Genomic DNA, 10,391 nt, shown 5'->3' on the forward strand with positions numbered 1-10,391 from the left:
AAGTCTAGGGAAAGGCGGCGACCGGCATCGGCCAAGGACTTCTGAATTTCTGCCAAATCAGCCGGCAAGCGGCCCGCCATCGAACTGCGAAGGCGCAACTCCCAGCTCCCGACGGAACATGTCGCTGAAACTGCTCGGCGAATAACCCAGCTCACGGGCAATCGCGCTGACCGGCACGCCCTGGATCAACTCCGCCACCGCCGTCGCCAACTGCACCTGCCGCCGCCACTCGGCAAAGCCCATGCCCAGCCCTTCCTTGAACAAACGCGCCAGGGTGCGCACGCTGGCCCCGGCGTTTTCGGCATGTTGTTCAAAAGGAATGTCCAGCGACGGCGCGGCCATCACCGCCTGACACAGACTCATCAACCGCCGGTCGGCATCGTCCGGCAACGGGATCTTCAGCTGTGAACGCCTTGCGCGTTTCAGCTCCAGCAGCGCCAGCCCGACCAGTGCCTCGTAGTACTCGGCATCGCCGCTGTCGCCCTGCGCCACAAGTCCGACGATCAACTCGCGTAGCAAACCACCGACCTCAATCACCTGCACGGTCTCATCCAGCGTCGCCGCCAGCGCCGGGCGCAGGTAGATATTGCGCATCTGCAAATCCGACACCACCCGAATCCCGTGCGGCACCCCCGGCGGCAACCACACCGCCCGCTGCGGCGGCACCACCAGCGCCTCGTGGGGCGTCTCGACCCACATTACGCCGCTCATCGCGTACAGCAACTGCCCCCAGACATGCTCATGCGGCTCGATGAACAAACCACGCGGATACGTGCGCGCCAGCGGTTGCACCGGCACATCGGTATCACTCAGATCAGGGGGCGCAGCGAGGGCCATGGCGAACATTCATCGGGGTTGGCGAAGCGCCATGGTAACCAGTCCGACCGGGACCTCGCCATTGATAGATACCGTCGGACAATCCGAGTGAATTTTCCCGCAGCCCAGCGATCCTTCTATTACCACAGGGAGGAAGATGGGCTTTATGAACAACGCAAAACTGTACGTCATCGATTACACCCTTCACGGCACGCCAAAGTCGTTCATTATCCGCTCGGACAAAATGGACAACACCGAGGCGTGGCACTGGGCAAGCTGCGACGCGGGGGTCGGCCGCATCCCGCGTTTCGGCCGGGAGAAAGTGCAAAAGACCAGCAAGCCGATGGCAGAAAAATTCGGCGTGGAAAACGTTACATGGCGACCGGCGAGCTAAGCTTGCGCGAAGGCGGGGACACTTTCGGGGGGACTACACATGACAACCATCAACAGCCCGGCGCATCTGGACTACGGCCTGGACACCCTGTTCGGTCGCATCACCAAAAGCGTCGACTGCCCGGTTGGCCTGGAACCCGTCGAAAACGACCCCTACCGCTTCGCCCTGCGCGTCCCGGCCCCCTTGCCGGAAGACCTTGAAAAGGCCAAAACCATCGTCGTCAACGTCGGAGGCCGCCGCCTGCACGGCAACGTCCGCCATACCGAACGCCTGGACGACGACAGCCTGAAACTGGAAGTGGAGCCTGATTAGGCTCCACCTTTTCAATACCCGAGATTACTTGGGATGCGCACACTGACACCCCTTGCCCGAACACTCCTCACCACTCTTGTGATGATGCGCACAAGCCTCACAGCAATAATGCTTACCGTGCGCCACATAAGAATGTTCACCCTCCTTGATCGTGCAACGACATCCCGGACAATCGCATTTTCTATCTGCCATGAAACAGACTCCTCTGGTGGTGGTTGTCTGAGGCCGAAAGAACAAGCCGTGCTACCAGTGTAGAACGTGAAAACCACCTAACCTCCCACCCCACCCCACACCACTCACCAGTCACCAGTCACCAGTCACCAGTCACAACGATGAGCGTTAGCTCGAGTACCGCTTTTGACGTGCCGGCCCCATCGGCAGGCTGAGTGGAGGGATTTATCCGGGGGTGGGCGCGTAGCGCCGTTCGACGAAGTCGAACACATCGAGAGGAGGTGCAGCGAAGCAAACCGGAGGCGATGCCCCCGGATGAATCCCGTAACGAAGGAACCCCGAGCCCCAGCGAGGGGCCGAACGCCGGGGCCCAGACCTTTGGTTACTTTGGGCTGGGCCGGCATTCCGGCGTTTGCCAAAGTGACTCGCTGTAAGAGCGAAACCGCCAGCGGCCGCACCCGAAGAAACGGATATGTACTCAATAATCCGAGAACCTGGTCGGCCCAAAGGCCGCCAAGTTCAAACAGCCTGCCGCACGCTACTGCGATACATGAAAACCAGCGCCAACCCGAGACAAACCATCGCCAAAACTCGACTAGAAGACAGCTCAATAGCGGGATTCCCCAACCAGCCAAAATTGTCGATCAACATCCCCATCCCAAGCTGCCCGACAATCACCGCCACCGTCGCCACAGCCGCACCAACGCGCGGCACCGCACCAACCATGACCATCATGTAAACCACCCCAAACAGAGCACCGCTAAGCTGCCACTTCGGCACCTCCAGCAAACTCACCGCCTGAGCAGGCTCAAAAAACAAAATCAACAACCCCGTAGAAACAGCGCCGACGACAAACGTCAACAAACTGCTGCGCAGAACCCCAACGGTCTCCCCCAACCGCCCATTGATCGCCGCCTGAACACTCAACACCGCACCCGCCAACACCACCACCGCCAACAAAATAACCAGACTCATCATTCACCCCCGCGCAATCAAAACCAAAGCCGCCACAATCAACCCCAACGCCAGCCACCGCTCAGCATTGACCTTCTTGCGCGTAGCCCCAAACCACCCGAAATGGTCAATCAGCACACTCTTGCCGACCTGCCCCGACAGAATCGCAATCATCGTCATCGCAATCCCGATATGCGGCGTGGCCAGCGTCAACACCACCACATACATCGGCCCCAGAAACCCGCCGATCAACTGCCAGCGCGGCAGATCCGTCAGCGCCGGCCCCTTCTGCGGCCCCGCAAACAACAACAGCAAAAACAGAATCGCCGAGCCCACCCCGAAGATGCTCAAGGTCGCCCACAAATGCCCGACCTGCTCACCCAACGGCCCCAGCAACCCCGCCTCCACCGACAACCCCATGCCAGCCAGAATCACCAACGGCAACAGCAACAAACGCAAACCTGGCCGCGCTACCGGGGCCGGCGCGGCACTCACTTCATCAAACGACTGCATCTGAAAAACCTCTGAAGGAAACGATGGCGCGGATTATCGGCTGGCGCAGCTGTGCGATAAATGGGAGCATCCGGACAACACTTTTGCGTAACTCGCACAGCAGGACACACGATGCACGGGCTCAACGAACTGGGATTCAAAGCGCTAAGGCTGTTTGTGGCGGTGCTCGACCACGGCAGTTTTTCCGAAGTCGCCCGCCGCGAGGGCGTGGCGCCCTCGTCGATTTCCCGGCAGATCCAGTTGATGGAACAGGCGCTGAACCAGCAACTGCTCTACCGCCACACCCGCGCGGTCACGCCGACCGAAGCCGGGCGCATGCTCGGCCACCACGCGCGGCTGGTGCTGGTGCAACTGGAAGAAGCCGAACAGGCCTTGCAGGAACAGCAAAGCGAACCGACCGGCCTGGTGCGGATCAACGCCCCGGTGGTGTTTGGTCAGCGCCACCTGACGCCGTGGCTGGGCCGTTTGTGCGAGCGCTATCCGAAGCTGCAACTGGACATCCAGCAGACCGACCACTACATCGATCCGTTGCAGGAAGGCGCCGACCTGCTGTTCCGCATCGGCCCGCTGCACGACTCAAGCATGCAGGCGCGGATCCTCGCGCCGCACCGCTTTCAGGTCGCGGCAAGTCCGGCGTATCTCAAGCGCTTCGGCACGCCACAGCAGCCCGCAGACCTCGCCTGCCACCAGTGCCTGGCCTACAAGGGCGCGACCGGCCTGCAGCGCTGGTTCTTCCGGCAGGATCAAAGCGAGTGGACGCCGTATGCAGTCAAGGGCCCGATCACCGGCAACCACGCGGACACGTTGACCCAGGCCGCTGTTCAAGGGCTGGGGCTGGTGATGTTTCCGTCATGGCTGATCGGCGAGGCGGTGCGTGAGGGCACGCTGGTGCCGGTGCTGGGGGATTATCAGGTTTCGAACAGTGTCGAGCCGCAGCAGATTTCGGTGCTATGGCCGGGGAGCCGGCGGTTGTCGGTGAAGGTGCGGACGGTGATTGATTTCTTTGTTGAGTGTTTTGGGGAGGTTCCCTACTGGGACAGACCCTGAACTCGCCAAAGTCAAAAGCCGGCCCTCACCCTAGCCCTCTCCCGGAGGGAGAGGGAACCGAACGGGGGATATTCGAGAGATACGCCGACATGAGCGATCGGCTGTGAATCCATAATCGACACGATTTTTCAGGTCGATGTATGACGCAAGACACTGCGGTCAGTCCCCTCTCCCTCCGGGAGAGGGTTAGGGTAAGGGGGCCTTTGGGGGTCAGATCCGGAACTGCCCAACCAATTTCCCAAGCCGCTGCCCCAAATCAGCCAGACTCCGCGAAGTCTGCGCCCCCAACTGTGTCTCATCCGCCACGTTATCCACCGCCACCGCAATCTGATGCACGCTGCGGTTGATCTCTTCGGCCACCGCCGTCTGCTCTTCCGCCGCACTGGCGATCTGCGCGTTCATCGAGTTGATGGTCGCAATCAGATCCGCCATGGCATCAAGCGAGGCCCCGGCCTGATTGGCCTGCGCCGAAGTACCGTCACCCGCCTCGCTGGAACGACGCATGGCCTCGACCGCCGACTGCGTTCCCGCCTGCAAGCGATCAATCATCCCCTGAATTTCCTGAGTGCTGATCTGCGTGCGCGAAGCCAGCGCCCGCACTTCATCCGCCACCACCGCAAACCCGCGCCCGGCCTCGCCCGCCCGGGCTGCTTCGATCGCGGCGTTGAGCGCCAGCAGGTTGGTCTGTTCGGCGATCGAGCGAATCACCCCGAGCACGCCGACAATCGACGATACGTCCTGTTGCAGGCTGTCGAGGGACACGCCGCTGCTGCGGATATCGTCCACCAGCGCATGAATCTGCTTGATGCTGCCGGCCACCACGCGCTTGGCGGTCTGGCCTTCTTCGTCGGTCTGCTGCGCGGCGACGGCGGCGTTCTGCGCGCTCTTGGCGACTTCTTGCGCGGCCGCAGACATTTCGTTGATCGCCGTGGCGACCTGATCGGTTTCGTGACGCTGACGCTCCATGGCCTGATCGGAGCGCTGGGCCTGATCCGACACTTGCGTCACCAGCCCGGTCAGTTGCGAGGTCATTTCGGTGATCTGCCGCACCAGGCCGTGGATCTTGTCGACGAAACGGTTGAACGAGCCCGCCAGTTCACCGAGTTCGTCCTGGCTGGTGATGGTCAGACGCCGGGTCAGGTCACCCTCGCCCGCCGCGATGTCATCGAGGTTGGCTTTCATCAGGGTCAGCGGTCGCAGAATGGTGTTGGCCAGCAGCATCCCCGCCGCCGCGATCACCAGCAGTACCACCACCGCCACGCCGACGATACTCAGCACCACGCCCTGCATGCGCTCCTGCACCTTGGCCTCGACCACCGCCACTTGCGCTTCGATGCCATCGAGGTTGACCGACGTACCCACCGCCATGTCCCACTTCGCCAGGTATTCGGTGTAGCCGAGTTTCGGCACCAGCACTTTCGCGTTGCCCGGCAGCGGCGAGCTGTATTGCAGGTAGTGGGAGCCGTCCTTCGCCACTTTCACCAGGTCGCGGTTGACGTAGACGCCGTTCGGGTCGCGGTTGTCCTTGAAGCTTTTGCCCACGCCTTCGGGGTCGTTGGCCTTGAACAGGCGCACGGTCTCGGAGTCGTAGCCGAAGAAGTAGCCGTCCTTGCCGTACTTGATGCTCGACAGCAGTTTGATCGCTTGCGCCCGCGCATCGGCGTCGCCGGGAGCGGCAGCGTCGTACAACGGTTTGATCGTGGTCATGGCCACGGCGACGTAGCTGGCCAGCGTGGCTTTGGCGTCGCCGAGCAAGCGTTCGCGGGTCTGCTGGACTTCATTGCGCGCCTGTTCCTGAAGGATGAACAGCGTGGTCAGGCTGATCACCAGCGCAAAGAGCAAGACCGGAAGGACGGCAAGGGACAGGACTTTAGCCTTGAGACTCAGGCGCATGGGGGCTCACTCTTTTGGTTTTATTGGCGTGGTTAAAGGCTTTAACGGCACGCGTAACCAAAAGTTGAGGTTTACCTCAGATCGTTCCCACGCTCTGCGTGGGAATGCCTCTTGTGACGCTCTGCGTCACGCTTTGGGACGCGGAGCGTCCCGGACTGCATTCCCACGCGGACGGTTCGACGCCTCGACGTGGGAACGATCAGAGTGGATTGTTACAGGACCATCGCAGCCACCCAGCCAAACGCCAGCAGCGGCAGGTTGTAATGCAGGAAGGTCGGAACCACGGTATCCCAGATGTGGTGATGCTGGCCGTCGATGTTCAGCCCGGAGGTCGGACCAAGCGTCGAGTCCGACGCGGGAGAACCGGCATCGCCCAACGCGCCGGCCGTACCGACGATGCAGACAATCGCCATCGGGCTGAAACCCAGTTGCACGCACAGCGGCACAAAAATCGCCGCGAGGATCGGCACCGTGGAAAACGAAGAGCCGATGCCCATGGTTACCAGCAGCCCGACCAGCAGCATCAGCAACGCACCGATGCCTTTGCTGTGGTTGATCCACGACGCCGACGACTCGACCAGCGTCTGCACCTCGCCGGTGGCCTTCATCACTTCGGCGAATCCGGAAGCGGCGATCATGATGAAGCCGATCATCGCCATCATCTTCATGCCTTCGGTGAACAAGTCATCCGTCTCGCGCCATTTGACGATGCCCGACGCCGAAAAGATCAGGAAACCGGCCAGCGCCCCGATAATCATCGAATCCAGCAGCAACTGAATAATGAAGGCTGCGGCAATGGCGACACCGGCGATCAACAGACTGCGCGGGTTGTACTGCACCGCCACCTGCTCGACCTGCTCGATTTTTCCCAGGTCGTAGACGCGCTTCTTGCGATAACTGATAAAGGCGATACCCAGCCCTGCCAGCATGCCCAGCGCCGGAATCCCCATGGCATGGGTGACGTTGATCCCGCTGATGTCAACGCCACTGCGGGCAACGTTGGCCAGCAGGATTTCATTAAGGAAAATGTTGCCGAAGCCCACCGGCAGGAACATGTACGGCGTGATCAGGCCGAAGGTCATGACGCAGGCGATCAACCGGCGGTCCAGTTGCAGCTTGGTCAGTACATAAAGAAGCGGCGGCACCAGCAGCGGAATGAACGCGATGTGAATCGGCAGGATGTTCTGCGAAGCGATCGCCACCACCCACAGCAGGCCGATCAGCAGCCATTTGACGCTGCCGCCACCGGTCGCATGCTGGCGATCAACCATCGCCAGAGCCTTGTCGGCCAGCGCATGGGCCAGTCCGGACTTGGCAATCGCCACGGCGAAAGCGCCGAGCAACGCGTAGGACAACGCCACCGTCGCCCCGCCACCCAGGCCACTGTTGAAAGCCTTGAGCGTGGCGTCGATGCCCAGACCACCGGTCAGGCCACCAACCAGCGCACCGACGATCAATGCGATCACCACATGCACCCGGGACAGGCTGAGGATCAGCATGACGCCGACCGCAGCAATCACTGCATTCATTTCACTACCTCGAAAACACGACGGTAAAGCCATTCACCGCCAGACAGGATGAGTCCGGCCGACAAGCCACGAGGGCCGCCAGCGGATTTGCATAGAGGGTCTTATTAGAAGGGCGCGCACTGTGCCGCAGCGCGGGCGCAGTGTCAAAGCGACTGGTCGCAACACTGTGCAACTTTCCATGATCAATCCGCTGAACAAGGCATATCCGCCACAACATGCGTCAATTCGCCCTATTGCATTTACGCCATAAAGAAAGCCGAAACGCGGCCGTTACAGTGCAAAGTCTCAGATATTTATCGAATAAGGACGTTTCCATGTCACTCAGACAACTTTCCATCCAATGGAAAATCACCCTGCTCGCCGGGCTCTGCCTGGCCGGTATCGTGACCCTGTTGGTGGGTCTTTCGCTGTATCGCATGGAGCACAGTTCCGAACTGGTGAAAGCTTCGAGCATGGAAATGCTCACCGAGTCGGCCCAGGCCCGCATCGAATCCCAGGGTGAAGTTCAGGCGGCGGGCATTCGCCAGCAGTTCATGGACGCCTATCAATATGGCCACGGTTTCTCGCGGCAGGTGCTGTTCCTGCGGGAGCAGGCCGAGAAGCGCTTCCTCGATGCCTTCGACCTGCGCGAGGACATGACCCGTCAGGTGAAATCGGCCTTGCAGGCCAATCCGGATCTGCTCGGCCTGTCGCTGGTGTTCGAAGCCAACGCACTGGACGGCAAGGACGAGCTATTTGCCGGACAAGGTGAATTAGGCAGCAACGACAAGGGCCGCTTCGCCCTGTACTGGTCGCAGCCGACCCCGGGCAAGGTGACCTCGATGGCCCTGCCGGAAAGCGACATGACCGACACCAGCACCGGTCCCAGCGGTCAGGCCGCCAACGCCTGGTTCACCTGCCCGCGCACCACGCTCAAGCCATGCGTGATCGAACCCTATTTCTATGTGATCGACGGGCAAAAGGTGCTGATGACCAGCATCGTGTTCCCGCTGATGGTCAACGGCAAAGTCATCGCCTCGCTGTCGGTGGACATCAACCTCAACAGCCTGCAAGCGATCAGCCAGAGCGCCAGCAAAAAGCTCTACGACGGCCAGACCGCCGTGAGCATCGTCAGCCCCGCCGGCCTGCTCGCCGGTTACAGCCCGGACGCCAATAAACTCAGCCAGCGCCTGGATGCCGTGGACACCACCAGCGGCGCCGAACTGCTGCGTCTGCTCGCCTCGAGCAACACCGTCAGCAGCCTGCACAGCAACGCGCAACTGAAAGTGCTGTCGCCGTTCCAGCCGATTCCCGGCGGCCCGTCCTGGGGCGTGCTGCTCGATGTGCCGGAAAAGGTTCTGGTCAGTCGCGCCGAAGCACTCAAGCAGCAACTCGATGCCAGCAACACTTCAGGCACCCTGATCGAACTGAGCCTCGGCGTGCTCGCGGCGCTGATCGGCCTGCTGCTGGTGTGGCTGATGGCGCGCAGCGTGACCAAACCGATCCTCGGCGTGGCGCACATGCTGGAAGACATCGCCAGCGGCGAAGGCGACCTGACCCGGCGTCTGGCCTATGACAAGAAGGACGAACTCGGTCAACTGGCTGGCTGGTTCAACCGCTTCCTCGACAAGCTGCAACCGATCATCGCCGAGGTGAAGCGCTCGGTGCAGGACGCGCGCAACACCGCCGACCAGTCTTCGGCCATCGCCACTCAGACCAGCGCCGGCATGGAGCAGCAATACCGTCAGGTCGATCAGGTCGCCACCGCGTCCCACGAAATGAGCGCCACCGCCCAGGACGTGGCCCGCAGTGCCGCCCAAGCCGCCGAAGCGGCCAAGGATGCCGACCGCGCCACCCGTCAGGGCCTGTCCGTGATCGACCGCACCACCGCCAGCATCGACACCCTCGCCGCCGACATGAGCGCAGCGATGGTGCAGGTCGAAGGCCTGGCCGCCAACAGCGAGAAGATCGGAACCGTGCTGGAAACCATCCGCGCCATCGCCGAGCAGACCAACCTGCTGGCCCTCAACGCCGCCATCGAAGCCGCCCGTGCCGGTGAAGCAGGTCGCGGTTTTGCGGTAGTAGCCGATGAAGTACGCAACCTCGCCCGCCGCACTCAAGAGTCGGTGGAAGAAACCCGCCAGGTCATCGAGCAATTGCAGACCGGCACCCAGGATGTGGTCGGCTCGATGGGCAACAGCCATCGCCAGGCCCAGGGCAGCGTCGAACAGGTCGGCCAGGCCGTGACGGCGCTGCGCCAGATCGGCGATGCGGTGACGGTGATCAGCGACATGAACCTGCAGATCGCCAGCGCCGCCGAGGAACAGAGCGCGGTGGCTGAAGAGATCAACAACAACGTGGCGACGATTCGTGATGTGACGGAGTCGCTGTCGGGGCAGGCGAATGAATCGGCGCGGGTGAGCCAGTCGCTCAATAGTCTGGCGAATCAGCAGCAGAGTTTGATGGATCAGTTTCGGGTTTGATTCTTGAATGTGGGGGGGGTCAGTTAAATCGCCCCCCTCACCCCAGCCCTCCCGAAACGTCGGACCGCCCCCAAGGGGGCGAGGGGGAAAGGGAGCCGATCTCCGTCGTTGTCAAAACCTGAGTTCAACTCGATAGATCAGGTCGGCGTAACTCGAAAGAACACCTCGGTCAGTCCCCTCTCCCTCCGGGAGAGGGTTAGGCGGGCGGCGTTCCGATGAGGGGGCTCTTGAAGCTCACCGCCGAGGCAACTGAATCTCCACCTTCAACCCACCCCACTCGCTTTCGCCCAACACCAAAAC

The 10,391-nt window shown here is 61.6% G+C and carries 10 protein-coding genes and 1 pseudogene; 5 read left to right on the forward strand and 6 right to left on the reverse strand.

Annotation, left to right across the window (positions count from 1 at the left end; genetic code table 11):
* Positions 1 to 57 precede the first annotated feature (57 nt).
* Positions 58 to 846, reverse strand: a complete 789-nt coding sequence (locus AC07Y2_RS27530; protein ID WP_007958997.1) for an AraC family transcriptional regulator — start codon at positions 844 to 846, stop codon at positions 58 to 60.
* Positions 847 to 982: 136 nt separating this feature from the next.
* On the opposite strand from AC07Y2_RS27530, the gene AC07Y2_RS27535 reads away from it, so the two are divergent.
* Positions 983 to 1,210: a DUF6555 family protein gene (locus AC07Y2_RS27535; protein WP_064597962.1), complete on the forward strand. Its 228-nt coding sequence runs from the start codon at positions 983 to 985 to the stop codon at positions 1,208 to 1,210.
* A gap of 39 nt (positions 1,211 to 1,249) precedes the next feature.
* On the forward strand, positions 1,250 to 1,522 hold the full coding sequence (locus AC07Y2_RS27540; RefSeq protein ID WP_085667477.1) for a hypothetical protein: 273 nt from the start codon (positions 1,250 to 1,252) through the stop codon (positions 1,520 to 1,522).
* A gap of 24 nt (positions 1,523 to 1,546) precedes the next feature.
* Here the strand turns inward: AC07Y2_RS27540 and AC07Y2_RS27545 are convergent, their stop codons facing one another.
* The 3 genes from AC07Y2_RS27545 to AC07Y2_RS27555 form a co-directional block, all read right to left on the reverse strand.
* Complete coding sequence (locus tag AC07Y2_RS27545; RefSeq protein WP_074689145.1) at positions 1,547 to 1,714, reverse strand: metallothionein; 168 nt, start codon at positions 1,712 to 1,714, stop codon at positions 1,547 to 1,549.
* Between the two features lie 498 nt (positions 1,715 to 2,212).
* Complete coding sequence (locus AC07Y2_RS27550) at positions 2,213 to 2,671, reverse strand: DMT family transporter (protein WP_170844903.1); 459 nt, start codon at positions 2,669 to 2,671, stop codon at positions 2,213 to 2,215.
* Entirely contained in the window at positions 2,672 to 3,160 is a 489-nt protein-coding gene (locus AC07Y2_RS27555; protein ID WP_039770247.1) for a DMT family transporter, read from the reverse strand. It abuts the gene before it with no gap.
* Positions 3,161 to 3,271: 111 nt separating this feature from the next.
* On the opposite strand from AC07Y2_RS27555, the gene AC07Y2_RS27560 reads away from it, so the two are divergent.
* Positions 3,272 to 4,207 (forward strand): LysR family transcriptional regulator, encoded by a 936-nt coding sequence (locus AC07Y2_RS27560; RefSeq protein WP_103387344.1) that lies wholly within the window; start codon positions 3,272 to 3,274, stop codon positions 4,205 to 4,207.
* Between the two features lie 210 nt (positions 4,208 to 4,417).
* On the opposite strand, the gene ctpM is transcribed toward AC07Y2_RS27560, so the two are convergent.
* Positions 4,418 to 6,100, reverse strand: a complete 1,683-nt coding sequence (ctpM, locus tag AC07Y2_RS27565; protein WP_103387345.1) for a methyl-accepting chemotaxis protein CtpM — start codon at positions 6,098 to 6,100, stop codon at positions 4,418 to 4,420.
* A 212-nt stretch (positions 6,101 to 6,312) separates the two neighbouring features.
* On the reverse strand, positions 6,313 to 7,629 hold the full coding sequence (locus tag AC07Y2_RS27570) for a Na+/H+ antiporter family protein (RefSeq protein WP_039770253.1): 1,317 nt from the start codon (positions 7,627 to 7,629) through the stop codon (positions 6,313 to 6,315).
* 1,457 nt (positions 7,630 to 9,086) lie between these two features.
* On the opposite strand from AC07Y2_RS27570, the pseudogene AC07Y2_RS27575 reads away from it, so the two are divergent.
* Positions 9,087 to 9,233 (forward strand): annotated as a pseudogene (locus AC07Y2_RS27575) (HAMP domain-containing protein); the annotation flags it as partial.
* Between the two features lie 102 nt (positions 9,234 to 9,335).
* The gene (locus AC07Y2_RS27580) at positions 9,336 to 10,091 is read left to right on the forward strand and encodes a methyl-accepting chemotaxis protein (protein ID WP_372240814.1); all 756 of its coding nucleotides are present in this window, start codon (positions 9,336 to 9,338) and stop codon (positions 10,089 to 10,091) included.
* The last annotated feature ends 300 nt before the right edge of the window (positions 10,092 to 10,391 follow it).

The organism is Pseudomonas sp. GW456-12-1-14-TSB6 (assembly GCF_059424205.1).

Coding starts and splice junctions, on each gene's coding strand:
- AC07Y2_RS27540 (WP_085667477.1), top strand. CDS start 1,250: ATGACAACCATCAACAGCCCGGCGCATCTGGACTACGGCCTGGACACC.
- AC07Y2_RS27580 (WP_372240814.1), top strand. CDS start 9,336: ATGGAGCAGCAATACCGTCAGGTCGATCAGGTCGCCACCGCGTCCCAC.
- ctpM (WP_103387345.1), bottom strand. CDS start 6,100: ATGCGCCTGAGTCTCAAGGCTAAAGTCCTGTCCCTTGCCGTCCTTCCG.
- AC07Y2_RS27570 (WP_039770253.1), bottom strand. CDS start 7,629: ATGAATGCAGTGATTGCTGCGGTCGGCGTCATGCTGATCCTCAGCCTG.
- AC07Y2_RS27535 (WP_064597962.1), top strand. CDS start 983: ATGAACAACGCAAAACTGTACGTCATCGATTACACCCTTCACGGCACG.
- AC07Y2_RS27530 (WP_007958997.1), bottom strand. CDS start 846: ATGTTCGCCATGGCCCTCGCTGCGCCCCCTGATCTGAGTGATACCGAT.
- AC07Y2_RS27560 (WP_103387344.1), top strand. CDS start 3,272: ATGCACGGGCTCAACGAACTGGGATTCAAAGCGCTAAGGCTGTTTGTG.
- AC07Y2_RS27550 (WP_170844903.1), bottom strand. CDS start 2,671: ATGATGAGTCTGGTTATTTTGTTGGCGGTGGTGGTGTTGGCGGGTGCG.
- AC07Y2_RS27545 (WP_074689145.1), bottom strand. CDS start 1,714: ATGGCAGATAGAAAATGCGATTGTCCGGGATGTCGTTGCACGATCAAG.
- AC07Y2_RS27555 (WP_039770247.1), bottom strand. CDS start 3,160: ATGCAGTCGTTTGATGAAGTGAGTGCCGCGCCGGCCCCGGTAGCGCGG.